Origin of the sequence: Cryobacterium sp. HLT2-28 (assembly GCF_004402495.1) — a bacterium.
Taxonomy (GTDB): Bacteria; Actinomycetota; Actinomycetes; order Actinomycetales; family Microbacteriaceae; genus Cryobacterium; species Cryobacterium mannosilyticum.
The window spans coordinates 70,098-92,357 of sequence record NZ_SOFH01000022.1; the positions used below are offsets into that span (position 1 = coordinate 70,098).

The window sequence follows — 22,260 nt, forward strand, 5'->3', positions numbered from 1 at the left end:
GGAGCACTAGTGGTGAGAATTACCGCCTCACGCTCACTGACGACTCCTCCGGCGCCGGCGTAACCTTCGATTCCGCAACTGGCCTCGTGACTGAGTATTTGACGCTCTGAGCACCACCCAGTCGTGCTGTTCAGCACCACCGATCGTGCCAGAGAGCACCACGAATTTGCATGGCTCAGCACCGCTGGCCCACCGGGCCAATATTTGCCCACCGATGAGGCTGTTTCTACCTGGCCCTGCAGTGCCGGTCCGGGGACACATCATGTTGAGGATGCCCCGATCCATCATGGCGTCCACGTCGAACCTGTTCCGGTCCGTTGGCACCTACTCTTCGGTGAGCGCTCGATCATGACACCGTCGCCGTTGGCGACTAGCGCTCGTGGGTAGCGCTAGTCCGGGCAGGCGGTAGCGAAATTCCGCGAACTCGGCAGCACCCGGGTCTGTGCGCTGCCCTGCTATGAGGTGACGCCGATTTGGACGTTCCCGTTCATCGTTATGGGGCGGGTCCAGGAGGCCGCGTCATTGCCCGTAAGGGGATCCGCGAGAGACGGCACCTTCCACCTTGAGAACGATCACCACCGCGGGGAGATCCTGAGTCACCGCTCGTTACCCTGGGCACCAGACCAAAGTCGAATTTCGGCTTGCCACGGCCGACGAGCGCATTCGGAGCCGGGGAATTACGGTCTCATGACACGACACGACAGGGCCCCGCGGATCAAGTCGGCGAGCTTCGTCTGGGGGCCCGACCATACTGGCACTGTGACTGCACACGAAGAAGCTGATCGGAACCTGACTGAGGACGCGCCTAAACCTGCCGAGGTGCCAGCACCATCAGTCGTCCTCCGTACTCTCGCGCCCCAGTACGAGGCACCGCACCACGCGGGTTATCTACGCCACCTTGAAGATGCGATCAAGGAGCCCAAGAATCGCAACATTGCGCTCACGGGCCGATACGGTTCGGGAAAATCGAGCGTGCTCGATCAGTTCGAACTCGCGCACAAGGCGGATACCCTCCGAATCAGCATCAATACGCTCGGCCCGGACGAGGACGACGAAGACCTCACCAATCGGATCCAAAAGGAGTTGGTCAAACAGCTCGTCTATCGTGCGGAGCCGGGAAAGCTACGCCGTTCGCGATTTGCGCGAAGCAGACCGCTGACCCGTTGGCGCGCGTTTTTCGAAGCGCTCGGGATCACAACCGGCGGGCTACTACTGCTCTGGCTGGTAGGCCTCCGGCCCGGCGGCAACTGGTTCGGTGACACCAACCAGCCGCTATTGACGTTCGCACTGGGTGGGGTATTCGTTGCCCTCATCGTGGCGGTTGTGTGGCTAGCGCGGCTAATCATCGGCGATCGCATTGTCTCCCAGGTCACAACAGCCGGAACGACGATCACCCTCGGCGACAAGCCGACCACATACTTCGACGGCTTTCTCGACGAAATCGTCACCTTTTTCGACGCCGTCGAGCCGAAGTACGTGATCTTCGAAGACCTCGATCGCTTCGACGATCCGCAGATCTTCGACTCCCTCCGTGAACTGAACACATTGATAAACGCGTCCTCGCACTGGATCGGCAAGGATGGTCCGCTTCGGTTCATCTACGCGATCAAGGACAGCCTCTTCGAAAAAATCGGCACAGCTCTCGACGAAACGGACACGGCTTTGGGCGACGAATCGCCTAAGCCGCCGACCGCGAACTCGGGCCGCAGGATCGATCTGGCTGCCGCGGCCGTGGAACGCGCGAACAGGACTAAGTTCTTTGAACTAGTAATACCCGTCGTGCCGTTCATCTCACATCGCAACGCTCGAGACCTCCTTGCAGGAGCGCTGACCAAGCTCCGCCTGCCCGACAATCTTGTTACACGACCCCTACTGGATCTCGTCGCGCGCCACACGACCGACATGAGGCTGCTGATCAACATCTGCAACGAGTTCGCGGTGTTCGCCGAGCAGCTCTACTGGACCGACAATCGCGCGCCGGGAATGACTCCGGACGATCTGTTCGCGCTGGTTTCCTACAAGAACTTCCATCTCGCGGACTTCGAGTCCATCCCGCAGCGCGGGAGTGCCTTGGACACTCTTGAGGACCGCCATAGAGAGCTCGTTCGGTCGACCATTCAGGATCTCCAGAAGAAGCGCCGTGAGCTGGTCCAGACGGAAGAGAAGCGCCGCCTCCAGGGCGAAACTGCGGCGACTCTGGGAGCATTGCTGGTTGCGGTCAAGGATCTGGTTTCGTTGCGATCCACGTACGGCTTTGCGGGAATCGAAGTCGACGGAGATACTCGTTCATTCGATGACGCCAGCAGCCCGATGTTGTGGCAGCGCGTCTCGGAAGTAGGCACGCTAACGCTGACGCCCGCGCGGCCGCAGCACGAGAAACCCGTAATCATCGGGACGGCAGAGCTGGCAACCTTATTTCCCGGCAGCATCGACGGCGAGGTATGGCGCAACTCGAACCCGGCCGAACTCGCCCATCAGGTGCAGCAGTACGACCACGACATCGCGTCACTGCGGGGTGCGGACTTCGAGACCCTCGCCCAGTACGAAGTACCTTCGGGCAAGACACCGTTCAACGACACGATCACTAGCACGCTCGATTCCGAACTCGCACGAGATCTCGTGCGGCGAGGATTCCTAACCCGGAATTATTCGGAGTATTCAGCGCGCTTCTACGGGAGCTTCATTGGTGTGGACGTCGCCTTCTTCTACAACCACAGTGTCCAACCGAACCAAATGTACGTCGACTACACATTCAAGACGAAGAATGCAGTCACGAACCTACTTGAGCAGGTGCCAGCCGACTTCACGAGCTCTGTCAGCGCGCTCAACCTCGAGGTCACTGCACACCTCTTGATCAACGACCTGGACCTAGCGAAGGCAGTTGTCGCATTCATCTCGGCCCACTACAGCAAGGACGCGCAGATCTTCCTCGATGCGGCGATGAATGCCCCCACGTTCCCACGTGAGGAGCTCGTCGAGGTGCTTGCAGCCCATCCCTGGAAGCAACTCTTCGACTACATCGCCAGCCACACCGGTATGCCTGACGAGGACACCAGACTCCGCTTGCTGGACTCGGCCCTGCTGAGTAGCGAGACCACGGACGCCTACGACCTCACCGCGGAGGTGCGCTCACTCCTCGCCAGCGAGTATTCGAGACTCAGCGCGTTTCGCGAACCTCAAGCGGATGCGCGCTCGGTGACAGTCCTCGGCTTCGCAAAGGCCGCCGGGATCGTTGTCGCCGACTTGAACGTTCTTGGTACACCCCTTCGGAAGCGTATCGTCAACGCTGAGATGTACGAACTCTCCAAGACGAACCTGCAGACCGCGCTCGAGATCTCGACAACACCGACCATCGACGAACTCCGAGAGCACGATGCGGTTTGGCACTACTGCAAAGGGGACCTGGACGCGTACCTCGACGCGATACTCGGAGATGATGCTGGTGCAATCGTCGTGCTGTCGGAAGCTGTCCTCGCGGCTGTCATCGCAGAGCAACACACCATCTGGACAGATGAGCAACTTGCCGCGGTAATTGCGGCGAGCTCCCCTAAAGCGGAACTGGCAGACTTCTCGGCGGTCCCTCGCGAGTCTTGGCCGCTCATCGTTGCAGGTCACCGGGTCGTCCAGACTGCCACCAACTTGGAGGAATACATTGCTGCGCACGGCGTCGATGAAAGCCTTGCTCAGTACCTGGTCAGGGACGGAACTCCTATTGAACTGCATGGTGTTTCCGAGGTTGATGACGATGACCGGGTCGCTCTCGCGGTGCGACTTCTCAACGCCAGTTCGCTTCTCAAGGCTTCCGAGCGCGTCGCCCTCGCCGTCCAGCTTGACCTGCCAGACGGTGTCGAGGCGGTCGCACTGGTTCCCGCCGGGGACGACCTTCTGGCACGCACTTTAGAAGCAGGCATAGTTCCCGACGAGGCCGCGTCCTTCGCGCATTTCGCGACAGGCGGTTGGCGCTCAGTCGCAGACGCATTCTCCGTGTCGAAGAACGCGGATGTGTTCATCACGCCGGCGCTCGTGTCAGGGTATGTCGCAGAATTGATTCAAAGCGTTGATGTCCCTGGAAGCATCCGCAACAAAGTGACAGAGGACGTCGCTGCGTTTGTCCCCGAGGACGAAGTCGAATCGCTCCGGGCGATAGGCATCTACGCCGCCGAAAGGTGGATCAGGATTTCGCGCGAGCAGGTCAGCCGAATTGCGAGAGTCACCCTGGACGCCAGTGCCGTGCTCCCACATCTGGTTCGAGATAGAGACCTCAGCCCTGATCAGTTGATCGAGACGATGGCATTCCTCGGCGCACCATACAACGCTTTGACCAGCGGTCCGGGAGTGGAGTTCAACCTACCAACCGGCTCGTCTGCCAAGACACTCCTGGAGCGACTTGAGGCGGCCGGCCGTGTGGAGATCTTCAACCGCGGATGGGGATCTGGGAAGGGTGTACGCAACCGGATCTGAGACCGGGGACATCCCAGTTGACGGCGGAACGGAGAAATGATGGCGGGAGAGGCGCTCGGCGCCGACTCGCGGACAATCAAGATGATGGACCCACTCTCTTTCTCCGCGGAGCTTATGGGGTCACGTCCCGCTGAGTGGTGGAGTTTCTCAACGGAGCGGGGGTCAGTTGTTCTAGCTTAGGTGGCGGCGAGTTCTGGGAGGATCACCGCCTCGTCGAGGACCTCGATGGGGTTGTTCATGACGGCCAGCTCGAGCATCGAGGCCTCGGAGAAGTAGCGGCGTTCGCCGGCTTCCCACTCGTCGTGCTGCTCGATCAACACAGACCCCGCCAGGCGCAGCAGGGCTGCGGCGTTGGGGAAGACGCCGACGACGTCGGTGCGGCGTTTGATCTCCTTGTTCACCCGTTCGAGCGGGTTTGTGGACCAGATCTGGCGCCAGTGCCGCCTAGGGAAGCCGGCGAAGGCGAGGAGGTCGGGTTGCGCGTCGACGAGCATCGCGGCGACCTTCGGGTGCGAGCGGTCCAGCATCGTGGTCACCTCGCGGAACTGTTTCTCGATGTGTTCGCGGTCGGGCTGGGCGAAGATGGTGCGGATGATCGAGGCGACCATGTCCTGCGATCCCTTCGGCACCACGGCGAGGACGTTGCGCATGAAATGCACCCGGCAGCGTTGCCAGCCAGCGCCTTGAAAGACGGTCCCGATGGCTTTCTTCAGCCCGGTGTGTGCGTCAGACATGACCAGCTTGACCCCGGCGAGCCCGCGGGTCTTCAACGACCGCAGGAAGCTGGTCCAAAAGCCCTCGTTCTCGCTGTCACCAACGTCGAAACCCAGGACTTCCCGGCGTCCATCGGCCGCGACGCCGACCGCGACGACGATGGCCTGGGACACGATCCGGTGGCCGACGCGGGCCGTGCAGTAGGTCGCGTCAAGGAACACGTAGGGGAAGTCCTGCGCGGCGAGGGTGCGGTCGCGAAACTGGGCGACCTCGGCATCCAGGCCCGCACAGATCCGGGACACTTCCGACTTCGAGATCCCGGTGTCAGCGCCGAGCGCCTTGACGAGGTCGTCGACCTTCCGGGTCGATACACCGTGAACGTAGGCCTCCAACACGACCGCGAACAACGCCTGGTCGACCCGGCGGCGCCGCTCCAACAGCGCCGGGAAGAAGGAGCCGGCGCGCAGCTTCGGGATCTTCAGGTCGAGGTCCCCGGCCGTCGTCGTCAACGTCCGCGGCCGGGTGCCGTTGCGGTGGGTGGTGCGGTCGCCGGAGCGTTCAAACGGGGCGGCGCCGATGAACGCGGCCGCCTCCGCATCGATCAATTCTTGATAGAGAGTTTCGGTCGCGACGCGGATTCGGTCGGTGACATCGGTGAGTTTGAGTTCTCCCAGCAGGTCAAGCAGGGCAGACTGGTCTAGAGCCATCTCTAATGGTTAGTTGCTGGCCTGGGGCTGGCTGGCAAGCTGGTATCGGCCTTTCCCAACGTGACTCAAGAGCCATCTGTCCCGCGCAAGCGGTGGCTTTCACACGACCTGTCCGCTGGGCTAGGTCGGTGCCGGCCTGACCCGTTTCGATGGCTTCATAGAAGGTTGTCCACCCACGCTCCGGCGGGGGTGTGACTCATTAGAGATCTGCCTCGCGACGATTCTCCCAGGCCCGGATAACGAACCATTACCGGAAGAGGACACTTCGTGAGCACCGTGGCTGACACATACAAATACGTCATCGGCGTGGATACCCACGCCAAAACGCACACCTACGCAGTCATTGACACCGCTTCGTTTCCCACCACCGACGCTGGCACCGCCCGCGCGATCGCATGGATTGAGCGACGCTCGGATGGGCAGCAGCTTGCCGCTGTCGAGGGCACCGGCTCCTACGGAGCCACCGTGACTCGCGCTCTCACCACCGCGGGGATCCGCGTCTGCGAGGTCAAACCACCCAAACGGCAGGCCCGGGATGGTCACGGCAAAACCGACCAAATCGATGCCGTGGCTGCCGCCCGCACCGCGCTTGGCACCGATGCGACCGCGCTGATTCTGCCGCGCGCCGACGGGCTTCGCAGCGCCCTTCGAGTTCTGCTCGTCGCGAGACACAGTATCGATTCCCAACGCACCAGCGACCGCGACGCGCTCAACGCGCTCCTGCGGATAATCAACCTGGGCCTCGACGTCCGCGCACCCCTGACCAACACCCAAGTCGACATCATCGCCGCATGGCGCGATCGCTCCAGCGATGACACTGCCGCTGCCGTCGCCCGATCTGAAGCCCGCAGGCTCGCCTCCGCGATCCACCAGCGCACTCGCGAGTTGGAAACGAATCACGCGGCCCTGTCAAAGCACGTCGACGAACTCGCTCCAGGCATCCAGGACATCCCCGGTGTCGGACCGTTCACGGCCGCTATCATCCTGACCGCTTATTCCCACCAAGGCAGAGTGCGCTCGGAAGCCGCCTTCGCGGCGTTGGCTGGCGTTAGCCCAATTCCGGCATCATCGGGAAATACGACCCGGCATCGCCTCAACCGCCACGGCGACCGTCAACTGAACCGAGCGCTCCACATCATTGCCCGCTGCCGCATGATCACCGACCCCACGACGAAAAGCTACGTTGACAGAAGAACCGCCGAAGGCAAGACCCGGCGAGAGATCCACCGCTGCCTCAAACGATTCATCGCCCGCAGCATCTATCGCTCACTGGCTACCCTTACTGCTTGACTTCAACCATAGAAGGGTCGTGTGGTGTCCTTTGTAAGTTCTTTGATCGGTACTCACTGACCATCCCACGGTGGCTCCTCACGTTGACGAAGCAACGCTCACGAGCCGGAAACCACACCACTCACAGGGACGTAACCTCTTATGGCTCACCGAGCACCATCGGGCCCGAGTTCGGCCGGCTGCACGCACGCCCGCAGGTGGATCCTTTGGCGAGCATCCTGGCGTCGAGCGATGACCGCCGCTTGAGGCCGCTGGCCTGCAGTTTTCCGCACATGCGATTCGACAACGTCGAAGCCGGCGCGGCCCAGCTCCGCGCTGATCGCGTCCACGGGCCACCGCTACGCCGGTGTGGTCGCGTGCGCGAACTTCTCGACCGCCGGGCCCTCAAAGAACCCAACAAGCAGTGTGCCTCAGGCTTGATCACCCGGCTGAATTCGCGCAATGGAACCTGGATCGCGCCGGGCTCGTAATGAATGTGTGCGTACCACGACAGCACCCCACCGACCGAATTGGTGTCAGCGTCGATGGAATCGAGACCTTCGATGGCGAAGTCCACGGTGGGGAAAGCGTTTGTGGCATGAGCAATGAATTCAGGAACTTGATCGATGCCCCGAGCGATCAAGCCCTGCTGGGGCAGGAAGTTCGTCCAATGACCCGGGCCACAACCCGCATCAATGAGGTTGCCATGGACGGCGCCTGCCTACGTAGACACGATATGCAGATCCGATGGATGAACCGAACTCATCGAGCCCAACAGATCTACGTATTCCGTCGCCCTGCCGGAGTATGCGGAGCTGCTCGCTTCGCTGGGCATGCCCTCAAGTCTAAGCAGACCGAATCGAGCTGCCCGCACGACGGTGGCTCATCGAGCAGCCTAAAAGTAAGTCTCCAGTTCTGAGCCAAGCGCCTGGTCCGGGAGCGAAAGTAATTGCTCAGTCATGGTGCGGCACGATATTTCGGGCGATCGCATTTCCCAGAACGCGGCCGGCGAACCGAGACTTTGTTGCTCGAGTGTTGACATAATGCCGGGGGTCCATTCCCCTGGCGCCGCCCGGCGGCCATCATTGTCGAAAGCGATGCGTTGGGAAAGGTGAAAAGATGGGGAGCGAAGCTGTCACCCAACCCGCTGACGTGGGAGTGCTTTTCGTTCATGGCATCGGCTCTCAGCGGAAGGGTGAAGGTCTCAATGAGGCAGGCAACGCGCTCCTCCGTTGGTTCCGGGCTCTCACACAGGTAAAAGGGTTCGAGAAGAGCTCTGCTGAAATCGGCACGGTAACGACGTGGCTCGACCAGCCCGCGAACGCCGAACTCCGGCTTTCTCTACCCCACGGGGAAATCCGCCACTGGGTGCTGGCGGAGTCGCATTGGGCAAACGTGTTCCTGCCGCCGACTATCGCTTCGACGTTGCGGTGGACGTTCACTGTCAGCCCCGGCCTACTTCTGTCTCGGGCGGTGGAGTCGCTTGCCCACGCGTTCGCCGCCTGGTCCGGTTTTCCTTTGCATTGGTGGCGCATTCTCATCGCGGCCATGTGGCTGGTGGCTGTCGTGCCCGTATCTCTCGCCCTTATCGTTCTACTTTCGGTCCTGATCCTATTTCGCTTTCTCATCCCGATCGCCGGGGTAAGAGACGGGTTAGCAAAACTCGAAGTTCTGCTGACGTCCAGCCTCGGCGATAGTTTCCTCTTCTCCGAGAATGCAATGAGCCGTGGCGCCATGGTCTCAAAGGTTCGGTCTGAGATCGATTGGCTTGCCGACCGATCGAATCGCGTGATTGTCGTCGCACATTCCCAAGGTGCGGCCGTCGCAGTCCACGCGCTCGAAGTTGGTTCGGCCGTCGATACGCTGATCACTTTCGGAGCAGGAATTAGCCAACTTCAGTGGGTGCGATCGGGCTCCGACAGTGCCGCGACCTCGAGCGTGCGATGGCTCCGCCTCATTGCGTGGGTGGGGCTGCTACTAGTGGTCGGGGTGGCCACATTCCAATTCGTACGACTCGCTCTTGGGGAACCTCTCGAGCCCTTTCTATGGGCCGTTACCCTGGTGGGGTGGGTGCCGCTGGTGTGGTTCTCCGCGTCGATCTTCAAGGAGGTTTACGCGTTCTCGCGGGTTGGGCCGGGATGCGAAATGCCCACCAAACTCGCCGACCGCTGGTGGGACATTTGGGCGTCTGCCGATCCCGTTTCGGGTGGTCCTTCCACGTCCTGGACCTATAGAGGTGTTTCCGAGTTTCGCGCCCTTAATGCGGGAAACGTCCTCACTGACCACACTGCTTATTACAACAATGCCGACGACTTTGTAGCGCGCATTGCTATTGCGGGGCTCATACCGCCGGCAAAATCTCTCCGACCGAGCTATTCGAGGAAGCTTCAGTCATGGGCATGGCGACGCTCCACTTTGCGGCTCCGACGCGGCCGCTGGTTGGAGATCTGGCGGCTGAGCATGCTGGCCCTTTTCGCGGCGGTTGCGTTGCGCTTCTACTCGTACGCAAGCGAGCAGGTCGGCAACATGGTGGACGGACTGCCGCTCCCACCTGACTGGGAAGTGTGGACGGGGAACGGCAGGGTGCAGGTCGGCATGGTCGTGCTCGCGCTCGGATGCACTGTAGCGGTCTGCTACTGGCTGGGCCTGCTCTACTGGAAAGTGTGGGCTTGGATCGACGCCGACTCTATCGCGGCAATTTTTCGCGGCGCCAAGCCTCTCGACAACGATCGACAGATTACCAACCGGCTACAGCTATGGGCGCTGACCGTGGGCGCGGCCCTTCCGTGGGTCGCCGTTGCCACTGCAGTCGCCATCTTCTTTGGCGCCTCAACTCTGCTTGAGTTCTTCGGCTTGGCAGTCTCCGCCTTAGGCGTGGGCATTCTCGTCTACATTCTGTCCTTGCCGCTCAACGCGTTTCTCCGCAGGATTGTTGTGCGCGATCCGGCGGTTCGCCTGAGGTTACAGGTGTCATCTAGACATGCTTGGCTCATTGCCGTTCCCGTCTGGTCGATAATCTGGGCATGTTCCCTCGTGATTCTCGATCCAGACGAATTTCTCCTCGCCACGGGCTCGATGACATGGGCGCAGACCGGACCCGCGGTGTCCCTCATGTTGCCCTTGACCTGGTTGACACTCGGCCTGCGTGTGTCCCGTGGGACTAGACGTCAGCGACCGAATGTGCTCCTCAGATTCGTTCGGAACCCTGCTACGTATCAGCCGGTCAAATACCGGGTTCTGGACATCACACATAACAGGGTTGAGGCCGCGGGCGTCGTAGCTGTGCTCGCCTTCCAAGTTGCCGTGATCGTGACGTTGCCCCTGATGTCTGATCAGGCTCAGAATATCGCGGTTGCGTTTGCAGGACTTGGCGGGTTCTTCTTCGTGATATTCGCGGTCGCCGTCGCTGTGGAAATGGACACGCGTTGGGGGAAGATCGCGGGAGCGGTCGCGGCAGCAGCGGTGCTGGGGCTGAGCGTCGGGGTGTTTGTGCGCGTGTACGCGCTGATCTTTTGGTGACAGCGAGATATTCGACCATGACTGGACATAACCAATAGCTTGACGTGCTTCCGGAATGTCGACCGACAATTGCAGCCGCACGTCTCCCCAGCGCGAGTCAGCGAGGGTCTGTCTGGCACCCGTAGGCCGGTCCGCTTCGACGCCGAGCATGCCCGCAACTCAATTGGCCTCGTCCTCTGATCAACCATGACCACCTCCGCGTACTGCGCCGAGCGTGTCGGTCGCGCGCCTCAAGCGGCGCCCGCAAGCCGGTGATAGCAGATCGAGGTGGTGCTCAAGCACGCCGGCATTGGTGCTCAGTCGCACCAATCGCGCCACCGTGCCTTGGTGCTCAGGCGCACCACAGGTGGTGCTCACGGAAGCGAATATTCACGTGACCAACAACTGACCCCGCGATGAACAAAGCAAGCCCAGTGAAGCGCCACCCCTACAACCGCAACGACGAGTCCGCGACAGACGGCAGCCCTGTCGACGTCGATGCCGATCACACGAAGCCGTCCTTACCAACGACGACGGACGCGCCCGAGCGCACTCCCCTACAAACGAAATGAGTGACCGGCAGATGTCTCCCTACCCGCAGCAGCAGATCATCTACCAGCAGGTCATCAGGCCGCCCACCAATGGCATGGCCATCACCTCACTTGTTCTCGGCATAGTCGCCATCGTCACTGGGATCTGGATACCCATCCAGATCCTCGGGCTGGTCATGATGTTCTTGGCCTTCCTACCCGCAATGCTCGCTGTGATCTTCGGCCACGTTGGATTGCGAAACGCAACCCGCCTCGGCGGCATCGGACGCGGTGCCTCACTCACAGGGCTCATCCTGGGGTACGTCACGCTCGGCATCTCCGTGATCACGACTTTCCTATGGATAGCCACCGCAGCGGCGGCATCAAGTTCAGGCCAATAGTCACCCGGGCCCGTCCCGCCCTCGTCCACCCCGTCAGTGTCAGAGAACCTCCAAGAGCCATGTCAGCGAGTGTCATGGAATGAAGAACGGACGCTATCCGACCGCAGCCCTACTCTCTGACCTGACGTCCATCTGGGGTGTACTCCACATTGGTACGCGGATTGGGTGTTGACCTATGACACGAGTACAACTGGCGCCGCGACAACAACAGCACGTATCGATGCCGCCCCAAGACCATAATCGTTTGCTCCCATGACGGGCTCCGCCTCGAGCAGTAGGTCAGATGGTTCGACAGCGATTACCTTGCATAATCCCTCGAAGTGATGCCGGTCGACAGCGTTCATGAACGTGAAGGCCGCAGTTATGGTGGCTCCGATCTCGTCGGGAGTCACAGCCGCGTCAGTCTCGGGCGTTTCCGCATGCGAGTTGGCATGCATGAAGCGCGTGAGCTGAAGCCGAAGCGCGTCAGCGTCACCCATGTACCCGAGGTCGTCCAGGGTTGCACCGATATCCCTCATGGCATTGGTGAAGTTTCCCACCGAGGTCGGACTCTTGAATGCGAGAAAGGTCTCCAACATGCGCCGCAACACGTTCGGATAGAGCAGCATTGCATCGAGCCTCTTCTCCATTGAGGAATCGACAGCAAGAGCGGCGTGAGCGCGGGCGACGGTGATAAAGGCGTGGTGGTAGGACGATCGAACCTTCACTCGCGTGTCCTCATTCGGAGGCCAGACAATGAATCTGGGCACTCGTTTCTTTATGCCGGTCACATCTTCATGAGGTGCGATCAGCTCGAAGCAGTTCGAGGGGTAGGTCCTGTTGGTTGCCCCGCGCTTCCCAGGCAGGCCCTCGATCTGGATATCCCACTGGCGAAACAGTTCGAAGTTGTGCGTCAACAGAAAGACCTGTCCGATGTGACTCTTGGAGACAGTCTCGCTCCAGATATAAGTCGAGATGCCCATCGAAGCGCCATTGTCGAGGCTGGACACAGGGTCGTCAATCACGACGATCGGCTTGCCAGAGCGCGAGTCCGCACGCTTAACGTTCTCGAGGAAATGGATGAGCGTGATCGCTGTGCGCTCTCCGGTGCTTAGATCACGCGCAGGCTTGCCGTGGCGGGTTACCTGATAGTGCTTGCCGTCAGGAAGCAACTCGAATGACAGCTCGTTGCGCCCCAGAATTCGGGTTAGTTCCTTTGCCATCACGTCAGCGCTCGGTAGAGGATCGCCCTCGACGTTCTCGAGCGCGGCGGCTTCCTCGCGGTACTGCCTCAGTGTCTTTTCGAGGTCACCCATGGCCGTCCTGGCCTGCTTGGCATTCTCGTCCAACTCAATTATTTTGTCTTCTGACTCTTTGAGGAGATGCAGCTCAACCTTCTTTGCAGCCTGCCGTACCAGCGTCGCATGCTCGGAGACACGGGCATTGTGATCTTTCAGAGCCTGCTCGATCTTTGCGCCATCGACCGCTGGCGCTTGGGTGAAGTCATACTCGACCCGCGCGACCACATTGGACCGCTTCTTTTCTAGTGCACCCAGCAACCTCTCGAGCCACTTGTCTAGGACGTCAACCTGGGTCTTCGCGTTGGCGTGGGCTTTCTTGAAGCCGTCACGGAGATCGTCGAACAGTGAGCCAGAAATCGCACCATCGCCAAGCAGACCCTGCAGCGAGGCTCGTGTTGTTTTGATTTCTTGGATCAGAGCATCGGTAGTCCGCTGCGCAGCCTCGACTTCGTCTGAGAAGTGCTGCTCAATCTGCTTCTTCCTGTCCGCGAGGAGATCGCCGCCACAGAAGATGCACGTATCCAAATCTTCGTGGATGAGGCGACCGTTCTCGACCCAGCTCGATGCCTCCTCGTGCTCCCTCAACGTGTCGAGGACCACGGAAACCGGCGAGGCTGCAAGTGCTTCCGCCGATTCGCAGGGCAATTCCGACCTAATCGTGCACGAATACGACTCGGTGGCGACGGCCTGCCGCTCGTCCGAGTTGACGGTTGCCAGCGCGGTGTTTTTGTCCTTGTCAGAAAGCAATGTCCACGCAGTGCGCGACCCTGCGAAACGTGTCCTGACCACGCCCTTGCTGTAGCTGCCGTTGGAGCGGTATTCGCCGCCAGCGCGACTGAGAGCGGTAACGACGCCTCGGGCGATCGTTGTGTGCTCCTCTGTCAGCGTCTTATCCGCATTCAGTGATGTCTTTGCGACCTTGGTCAATTCTCGACTGGTAGTCACGATGACGCCGTTTAGTTCAGTAAGGCGCCTCTCATTCTCGACTGTGCGCTCACCGAGCGTAAGTACCGCTTCGACTTCACTGTCCTCGCCGAAGTCGTGGTTGCGAGCGACGTAGCCATCGCTAAACACGAAGACTTGCTCGAACTCCGCGTCGTGCGTTTGACTGCTCTGACGATCGTTGCCCTTGTTCACGTTGCTCATCCGGATCGAAACCCGGGGATACCCGCCGCTCTCGCTATCGAGACCATCGAGTGCGCGAGCGAGTGAAGTCTTGCCCGCGCCATTGGTGCCGTAGATCAGGTTGATGCGCTCGAAATCAGGAACAGACGTGTTCCACCGGTAGTTCTCGAAAATTCCGCAGTCTCTTATCGACTCGAAGCGTCGGAGCATTACAGATTCCACTTCTCCGGCACTGAACGCTCATAGTCATCGATGCCGATCGCAGCGAAGTGTTTCTTGGCGGACTTGATCTTCGCGAGCTCGCTCGGGCGTAGCTTCGAGTCGTCGAGGGTGCCCTTGGTCTCGCGGATCATGTAGATCCGATCCTCGCCATCCTCCTGCTTGATAATCGCCCAGTCCGGGTTGTAGGGGCCGACCGGAGTGTCGATCTTGAACTTGGCCGGCAGCTTCATGAACAGCTTGATGTCCTCGCGGGTGTCGAGCTTCTCCGCAAATTGCCGCTCGATGTCGGAGTCGTAGACGACGTAGTCGAAGTCAGCCTTCTGCTTGTTCTTGACCAAGTACATATGGTCGAGGAAGCGCTCCTTCTCCTCCAGCCCATCCTTCTGCAGTTCGCGCAGCTCGTACACACTGCCGGCGATCTTCTCGTACTGGATACCCTCGACAACGATCCTCGCTAGTTCACCCTGGAGGACACGCTTGGTCATCGCGATGAAATCGTTCGGGTTGCCAATGAACTCGCCCAATCGCTCACTGCCGATCAGGATGTCGACGATGGTCTTTCGGGTCAGTGACGTCGCCTCTTGCAGCTCGGTGACGATGTTGGGCAGGTCGTAGCTGCCCTTGAGATCGGCCGATCGGGTTCCGAGCTCTTCTCCCTTGGCCCCGCCGCGCAGCACGCGCACGCCGGCCCGGGTGACCTGGATGCGAAGCGGCTCGATGGCTGGCGCGTCCTGAATCGCGCTAATTGTCTTCTGAATGATCTCGTCGCGGTCCACTCTCACCCGGTAGGTCGTCTTGCGGCTGATAGCGTGCCAGAATTCCTCGAACTCGGGAGTCGTGTAGAGCTGTTTATTCAGGGTGAGCGGCGCACGCTGGCTCTTCGGCTTGACGTACTTCTCGATGCTGGCACGACCGACGAGTTCAACGATCTCCGTCTCGTAAGGCTTGAGATGCGCCGGAAGCCCAAGCGAAAACCCGATGGTATTCGGCAGGAACTTCGAGGTGACCTTGCCGACCTTAATGAAGCCATCGGCTGCGAGATGGTCGTAGACCTCCTTCGACCATGCGTAGCCGAACGGATCCTCCGTGACTACGCCGTCCTGATCTTGGCGCGGAATTTTGGCGAACTCGTTGACACGCACTTGGCCGATCTCGACACCAGCGGCCTTGTACTCATTCTGGAGGCTCTTGGCGAACGCCTGATACGACTCGTTGGCGATGACGGTCAGAGTGGCGACGCCGCGATCGCCAACACGCTCGTAGCCTTTGTCGGTCTTGGTTACCGGAAGGCGCAGCCCACGCCCGATAGTCTGACGGCGCTCGACTTCGGCGCCCATCTCTCGCAAGGTACAGATCTGGAAGACATTCGGATTGTCCCAACCTTCACGCAGCGCCGAGTGGCTGAAAATGAACCGAACAGGCTCATCTTGATCGAGCAGACGCTCCTTGTCCTGCATGATCAGTTCGTACGCGTCATCATCTGCTTTCGTTTTCCCAGTCGAGTCCTGCGCCAGGACATTCTTTCCGCGCTTGATCTGGGAGAAGTAGGCCCGGCGCAGCTCGCTCGGTGCCTGCGGCAACAGTTCCTGCCAGCGGGCAGACTTGGTGCGTTCCTCGACGAAGACCTCGTCGAACCACTGCACAAAGTCTCCATCGGCGTTGTCGTTCGTCGTTCCAGCGCCGAGATAGCTGGCAACCTTGTCGACAAAGAAAAGACTGAGCACCTTAATTCCCTTGTCACGCAGCATCGATTCCTTGCGGAAGTGCTCGCGAATGGTCTCACGGATCATCTCCTTGTAGATCGCACCAGTAGCGCCGCCGATGGTCTCGCCCTCGTAGAGCAGGCCGTGCGTGGTGAGTTCGATGGAGGCTGGTTCACCACTGGAGGTGATGCTCATCTCATTGATTCGCCAGCCCTCATATGCCGGGTTGTTGGTAAGGCGTTCACCTGAGAGTTCCTGATGCTGGCGCACACCCACCTCACGGCGCTCCAGCGCGCCGTCCGCCCTGCGGACGGAAAGTTCAAGCCGAGCTGACCAGCTAGGGTCCCGCTTGACCGATACGAGCTTGATGTACGGAGCGGCGTCAGCTCCCTGTTGTTGCACCTCAGCGACGACGATCTGCTTAACCAGCCCAAGGTCGTGCGCGTCGACCGGGTCGAGCCGGTAGACGACGTTGCGCTGCTTCTTGTGGGTCGCCGAGTAGCGGAGGGTGAAGACTGGATCGAGTTCCCCAATCGCCGACTGGGAAAGCTGGGACTCCATGTTTTGCGGCTCGTCCATGATGACGACCGGGTGCGTGGCCTTGAGGTAGTCAATCGGGCGCAGGCCGTTCAGTTTGTCGCGGGTCTGATGGATGATCCGTGTGTTTGCGTCGCCGCGGATCGAGTCAATGGTCATGACGAGAATCTGGACGTTTGTCGACGTGGCGAATGCCTGCACTTCCTCGGCGTTCTTACCGGAGTAGACCGAGAAGTCGAATGGGAATGCCGGGTAAAGCTCGCGAAAGTGTTGACGCATGAGGCGGATGCTCGTACTTACACCCTCACGGATTGCCACGCTTGGCACGAGAATCACGAATTTAGTGAAGCTGTATTTGTCGGCCAACTCGAATATCGTGCGGAGGTAGACGTAGGTTTTACCTGTGCCCGTCTCCATCTCGACGTCGAAATCGAGCGCGGAGTCGAATAACCTCGGTGCAACCTCGAGGCCGCCCTGGTCCTGGACGTGCTGCATATTGTCGAGAATAAGTTCGGGTTCGAGCACAAGGCAGTTGCCGATCGCACCAACCTCCTGTGTCAGATCGATGTCCAAGCTGACCTGGCCCTCAGAGTCGTGCACGTCCACTGATCCGCGAAGCGTCGTGATGAGTTTTTCGGCGTCTTTCGGCTGGCCGTCAAACAATCCGATGACCGAGTTGATGGCGTCGAGCTGATACTGCTGGCTGGCGTCGAACTGGAAACCCGCACTACTCATTAGGCCGTCCAGACTTCGATGCCCTTGCTCTTTGCGAGCTGGGCCAGGTTGGTCTTGAGTTCGTCGTCGCCGTGGAAGGCGTCTTCAAGGATGATGATGCGCGTCGGCGATTCATTGACGAAGTCCCGGAGTTGGTCCAGCGTCGGCTTGACGTGCTCGTTTAGGTAGGCGAGCACGCCAACGTCACCGTCCGGGTCACGAACGATCCTGACTTCGAGGCCAGCCACCTCCGCAGCGGAGACTGCTTCGGTCAGGGAATAGCCCTGTTTAAGAAGTATCTCCGTAAGCAGTACGTCTGCGGTCGCGTCGTCAGTAGCACTGTCGCGGAGGCTCAGCAGATGGTGCTGCAGTGCGTTCTCCTCTACGTCGCTGGAGACTTTCCACTTCGAGAAATTCGTATCGGCGAGCTTGAATGCCCGGAATCCTAGGTCGAGTGGAGCGTCCGGCGTATCAAGCTGGTCGCCAGACTCGGCAAGGATCGTCTCACCGGCCAGCACGATTCGTCGGCGAGAGATATCAGCAATTGTATTGAAGCCTGCTTCTCTCGCTTCCGACTTGTCGGGCGTTGGCTCCGGTAGCTGAGTCATGATGAACCGACGCCTCCCACCGTCTTCAGCGTTCAGTTGCATTACAGCGTGAGCTGTGGTGGAACTGCCCGCAAAGAAATCCAACACAATCGCGTCTGGACCAACGGATGCCAGCTGCAGAATGTATTTCAAGAGTTTGACTGGCTTCGGGGTATCGAAAACGTCCTCAGGCATGAGTCTCATCAACTCGTACTTGGCTTGTCTGTTGTGCCCAGTCCGGTCGAGGTCAATCCATAAGCTGGATGGTGGCAGCCCTTTCGTGTCCCAAAGGTAGGTTCGCCGCCGAATGCTCTTGCCATCGGGTGTAAAACGTATCTCGCCAGAAGCAATCTTCTCTTGCATGGCCTCTTTCGACCATCGCCATCCATTCTTCGGAGGATCAATTCCGATGCCCTGGGGAGAGGTGAGGATGTAGGTCAGGTTCTCTCGATAATTGGGTGAGTTGAGAGGGTTGCCATCAAAATACGGGCCTCTGGGATCAGCGTCCGGGTTCTTGAAGTGCCCCTGCTTATTTTCGTCCGAGATCCTTGCGGGAACCCACTGGCTACTTCTGGCATAGATGAGGGTGTGATTGTGGTCTAGAGAGAACCGCTTGGCGTCATTGTTACTATTATCTTTTGAGCGCCAAATCGCGTCCGCGATGAAGTTATTCTCACCGAAGATTTCATCACACAGACGACGAAGGTTTGCCACTTCATTGTCGTCAATCGAGATGAATATCACACCATCGTCAGTCATCAAGTTGCGCGCGAGTTTGAGCCGCGGGTACATCATGTTGAGCCAGTTCGAGTGGTATCGCCCCTCGGCCTCGCTATTCGTCGAGACCTTCTTTCCCTCCTCGTTGACCTGGCGGGTCCATTCGAGGTAGGTGTCCAGTCCCTCCTTGAAATTGTCCGGGTAGACGAAGTCCTTGCCCGTGTTGTACGGCGGATCGATATAGATCAGTTTGACCTTGTTGTGATAGTGCTTCTGCAGCACTTTCAGCACTTCGAGGTTGTCGCCCTCGATGAAGATGTTCTGCGTCGTTTCCCAGTCTTTCGAGTTCTCGAAGTCGGGATTCAGAGTCGCTGTCGTAGGCTCCTGCGCAGCACGAAGGGCGCGCTTCTTGCCGGGCCAGAACAGACCGAATCGCTCGCTGCTGTCAGCGACGTCCGACCCGAGCAACTCCTTGAGCTTCTCCACATCAAGTTTGCCGTCGGCAATGGCCTCGGGGATCAGATCGGCAAGTTGCGCTGCCAGTTCGGTCTGAAAGTTCGGGGTGGCAGATGCCGTTTCGTAGATATCGTGAGTCATTCGGTGAATCTCTTTCGTAGTATCAACAATTTGCATCGGGCTTCTGAATGGCCCGTCGTCTATGCGGCAATCCGCCATCGGATCGTAAACAAGTGCTCAGTGTTCTGCGTGCCCTGAAGTGACTGCTCGATGAGATCCAGGAATTTGTCTGCTTCGGCGCGGAGTTGTTGGCGAGTCCCTCGGAAGTTCTCGTCCGCATCCTCAGCGCGCTGCTCCCACTTACGGGCTTCTTTCTTCAAGCGAAGCTGCTCCATCGGGTCGTCGGCCTGGCGGGCAAGCTTGCGCGCTTCCTTCTCCTTGGCCCGGTAGTCCCGGATCGCACCCTCGTGCTCAGCCTTGCGGTCCTGTTGATTGCGGTAAATCAGTTCCTCTTGCTGGTCGTAGTAACGAGAGTTGCGGCCTTGAACTTCCTTCCCCAACTCGCTGCGTCGGGCGGTGAGCTGAGGCGTGAATCGAGCCTCGTCAATTGCCACCGCCTGCTCACCGATACTGGTGCACGCCAGGTCGAGTATGTCAGCGGCATACTCGTCGTCCAGCCACCCGCCATCGTCAGTCAGCCCACCCGCCAGGATGTACGACTCGGAGACATCTTCGTCGCGGGCCTTCATGCTGAACGTGACGAGGTTAACCGTCAGCTCACCGCTGGAGCCTTCCAACGCCTTGACAGCGCTGCTCGCGCGCTCAGACGCGCTCAACGAAAAGGTCAGTTCCCGAGGAGGGGTGTACTGGGACTTCGAAGTGTCGACGACATGCTGGGCCAGCGCGCTCGAGTATCGGTACTGGTGTGCGTTCTCCAGCGGCCGCGACTTGAAGAAGTATCGCCCGGTCGGTGCATCGTTGATCGGTGACTCGTGAAGCACGAAGTTTCGCCCGTCACCCTCAAAGGTCGCAAGAGAGTGGAGCCCGTGCCTGGTCACCGCTAGCAGCAGGCGCTCAAACTTGTTGAGGACCTCGCCTGACTGCGCGTCATATGCCTTGAGACGGTCTTGGACGTGGGGATCAAGGTTGTCAAATACCTTCGCCTTGGCAGTTGCCATCTCCCGGGAGATTTCAGATGCATACCGCCCTTCGAGCTCCTTGAACGCGATATTGAGATCATCGGCCGTCCGACAGCGAGTCAGGATCTCGCCGATCATCTTCTCGAAGTCGAGCCCGTCCTCGATCGCACCCAAAACCTCATCACTGGCACCAAAGACGCTCTCGAAGAGGTGGAACTTGTTCGCTAGCAGTTCGAGAATGCGCTGCTCTGCAATGTTGCCTTTGTTGGAGAAGTTGACGACCACGACGTTGTGCTTCTGTCCGAATCGATGCACCCGTCCGATGCGCTGCTCAACTCGCTGCGGGTTCCACGGCAGATCATAATTGACCAGCATCGAGCAGAACTGCAGGTTGATGCCCTCGGCGGCTGCCTCAGTCGCGATCATGATCTTGCCTTCGGCACGGAAGTAGTCCACTAACGCCTTGCGCCGATCGGCGGAGACAATGCCCGTGATCAAGTCTCCGTCCTTGTTGGCCCTGAGCCATGCCTGGTAGATCGACGTCTGCTCCGGCGAGTTGTTCGAGCCGTTGAAGAGCACAACACCCTCGCCACGGCCTGAATCCTTCAGAGTGCGGGCAATGTACTCTTGCGTTTTGGTCGAGTCGGTGAAGATGATCGCTTTCTCCGGTGCCCCCAGCTCATGGAGACGTTCAAACCCCAGGTCGATCGCCTCGCCAAGCTTGACCGCCTTCTGATTGACAGTGATCGACCGTGCAAGTTCGGCGTACTCACGTAGTTCCCCGACCTCGGCCTGCATTTCCCGCGCAAGCGTCTCGTCCAGCGAACCCTCCCCGAGCGCCGAGAAGCCTGCCGTGGTTTGAATGGTGGCCTCGATCTCCTCAGCCTCTTCCAGCTCTTCGCCGGTGATTTCGTCATCGACCACGAAGTCAGCAGCGACTAGTCCACCGCGGTTGTCTCGACGCTGGCCGGCCGCCACTTCGCTCGCGAGGCGGTTCGCAATATTCTCGAGCGTGCTCGCCACGGCGTACGTCGAAGATCCCAGTCGCTTGCGGATTATGAGCGCTGACAGGTGACGCTGGGATCCAGCGAAGGCGAACAGCTCGTCGCGCTGTAGGTAGTCGTTGACGAGGTCGTACAGCTTCACTTCGTTGGGGGAGGGCGTGAACTCCACCGTCAGCGGTAGACGCTTGGTGAAGTGGATGTACTTGTCTGCATCCCGGCGCAGCGTTCGTTTCGAAATCGTTGCGACTCGCTCGACCAAGTCGTCGTCACCATTCAGATCACGGTTTTTGACGTACCGCTCCCGGAACGCTTCGAGCGAGTAGAAATAGCTCGGATCAAACACGGACACCAGTCCGTAGAGCTCCTCCAGCTTGTTCTGCAGCGGGGTGGCTGTCAGCAGAACCGTCTTGTGTGCGCTGCCGACGACATGGGCGACGGCCTCGGCAGCCTTCGTCTTACCCGTCCAATAGTTACGTAGGCGGTGGGCCTCATCGGCAACGACGAGATCCCATGCTTTTAGCAACGACTGCTCGTGCCGCAATACGAACTCGTACGAGCAGATCAGTACCTGCGATGAGTGCGAACCGGACTGTGCCAGAACCGCATCCATCGTCTTTCGATCAAGGATCGAGGACGGGATCAGGAACTTCTCGTGCAGCTCCTGTTGCCATTGCTGGCGAAGACTCGATGGAGTGATGATGAGGATACTGCGCCGCCGCTCAGCCCAATACTGCGAGATGACTATGCCCGCCTCGATTGTCTTCCCGAGGCCGACCTCGTCGGCAAGGATCACACCCGGCAGAAAGGGTGTCTGAAGCGCGAAGAGTGCCGCATCGATCTGGTGAGGCTTCGGCTCGACTTGAGCGTCGAACAAAAGGCCGGCGAGCTTGCCCACGTGATCGTTGGCGTAGCTGCGCTGCAATTCATGCGCGTAATACTTCGCCTGGTAATTGGTGAGTGGATACGTCACAGTGAAGGGCCATCCGTCATCGGATCAAGAATCCAGGTGCTGGAAGAAAACGAGTGCCCCACGATCGGCAAGTAGATTCGACAGCGCGCATCCATTCACCCTCCCCCTTGTCCACACAAATGCATGCGCGTCCTATTCCCCACGCCTGATCAAACAATACTGGCGGATTGCCACATGAGGCTTCTTGCTCTGACTGTCTGCGCGCGTGGGTTCGCTTGCAGGTGGG

At 59.5% G+C, this 22,260-nt stretch carries 10 protein-coding genes; 4 read left to right on the top strand and 6 right to left on the bottom strand.

What is annotated here, in order from left to right:
- Positions 1-759 precede the first annotated feature (759 nt).
- A complete protein-coding gene (locus E3O48_RS11155) occupies positions 760-4,461 on the top strand; it encodes a hypothetical protein (protein WP_134538853.1) in 3,702 nt (1,233 codons plus the stop codon).
- Positions 4,462-4,637: 176 nt separating this feature from the next.
- Here the strand turns inward: E3O48_RS11155 and E3O48_RS11160 are convergent, their stop codons facing one another.
- Positions 4,638-5,882 carry an IS256 family transposase gene (locus E3O48_RS11160; protein WP_134538855.1) on the bottom strand — a complete coding sequence of 415 codons (1,245 nt, stop codon included), beginning with the start codon at positions 5,880-5,882 and terminating at the stop codon, positions 4,638-4,640.
- A 267-nt stretch (positions 5,883-6,149) separates the two neighbouring features.
- Here E3O48_RS11160 and E3O48_RS11165 point away from each other — a divergent pair, with 267 nt between their 5' ends.
- Positions 6,150-7,172 carry an IS110 family transposase gene (locus tag E3O48_RS11165; RefSeq protein WP_134538856.1) on the top strand — a complete coding sequence of 341 codons (1,023 nt, stop codon included), beginning with the start codon at positions 6,150-6,152 and terminating at the stop codon, positions 7,170-7,172.
- A 139-nt stretch (positions 7,173-7,311) separates the two neighbouring features.
- On the opposite strand, the gene E3O48_RS11170 is transcribed toward E3O48_RS11165, so the two are convergent.
- Positions 7,312-7,794: a class I SAM-dependent methyltransferase gene (locus E3O48_RS11170; RefSeq protein ID WP_241982504.1), complete on the bottom strand. Its 483-nt coding sequence runs from the start codon at positions 7,792-7,794 to the stop codon at positions 7,312-7,314.
- Positions 7,795-8,270: 476 nt separating this feature from the next.
- On the opposite strand from E3O48_RS11170, the gene E3O48_RS11175 reads away from it, so the two are divergent.
- Together E3O48_RS11175 and E3O48_RS11180 are read left to right on the top strand one after the other, a co-directional pair.
- A complete protein-coding gene (locus E3O48_RS11175) occupies positions 8,271-10,670 on the top strand; it encodes a hypothetical protein (protein WP_134538858.1) in 2,400 nt (799 codons plus the stop codon).
- Positions 10,671-11,232: 562 nt separating this feature from the next.
- Complete coding sequence (locus E3O48_RS11180; RefSeq protein WP_134538860.1) at positions 11,233-11,580, top strand: DUF4190 domain-containing protein; 348 nt, start codon at positions 11,233-11,235, stop codon at positions 11,578-11,580.
- A 173-nt stretch (positions 11,581-11,753) separates the two neighbouring features.
- On the opposite strand, the gene E3O48_RS11185 is transcribed toward E3O48_RS11180, so the two are convergent.
- Genes E3O48_RS11185 through E3O48_RS11200 form a run of 4 tightly spaced genes read right to left on the bottom strand, consistent with a single transcriptional unit; the run spans position 11,754 to position 22,034 of the window.
- Entirely contained in the window at positions 11,754-14,195 is a 2,442-nt protein-coding gene (locus E3O48_RS11185; RefSeq protein WP_134538862.1) for an AAA family ATPase, read from the bottom strand.
- On the bottom strand, positions 14,195-17,182 hold the full coding sequence (locus E3O48_RS11190) for a DEAD/DEAH box helicase family protein (protein ID WP_134538864.1): 2,988 nt from the start codon (positions 17,180-17,182) through the stop codon (positions 14,195-14,197). Before E3O48_RS11190 ends, E3O48_RS11185 begins: the two co-directional genes overlap by 1 nt.
- On the bottom strand, positions 17,182-19,062 hold the full coding sequence (locus E3O48_RS11195) for a site-specific DNA-methyltransferase (protein ID WP_134538866.1): 1,881 nt from the start codon (positions 19,060-19,062) through the stop codon (positions 17,182-17,184). The genes E3O48_RS11190 and E3O48_RS11195 overlap by 1 nt, the downstream gene beginning before the upstream one ends.
- A gap of 59 nt (positions 19,063-19,121) precedes the next feature.
- Positions 19,122-22,034, bottom strand: coding sequence for an SNF2-related protein (locus E3O48_RS11200; protein ID WP_134538868.1), 2,913 nt, complete (start codon positions 22,032-22,034; stop codon positions 19,122-19,124).
- Positions 22,035-22,260 lie beyond the last annotated feature (226 nt).

Excerpts from the sequence above, each read along its gene's own strand:
- E3O48_RS11160 (WP_134538855.1), bottom strand. The coding sequence starts at position 5,882 with ATGGCTCTAGACCAGTCTGCCCTGCTTGACCTGCTGGGAGAACTCAAA.
- E3O48_RS11175 (WP_134538858.1), top strand. The coding sequence starts at position 8,271 with ATGGGGAGCGAAGCTGTCACCCAACCCGCTGACGTGGGAGTGCTTTTC.
- E3O48_RS11180 (WP_134538860.1), top strand. The coding sequence starts at position 11,233 with ATGTCTCCCTACCCGCAGCAGCAGATCATCTACCAGCAGGTCATCAGG.
- E3O48_RS11185 (WP_134538862.1), bottom strand. The coding sequence starts at position 14,195 with ATGCTCCGACGCTTCGAGTCGATAAGAGACTGCGGAATTTTCGAGAAC.
- E3O48_RS11190 (WP_134538864.1), bottom strand. The coding sequence starts at position 17,182 with ATGAGTAGTGCGGGTTTCCAGTTCGACGCCAGCCAGCAGTATCAGCTC.
- E3O48_RS11195 (WP_134538866.1), bottom strand. The coding sequence starts at position 19,062 with ATGACTCACGATATCTACGAAACGGCATCTGCCACCCCGAACTTTCAG.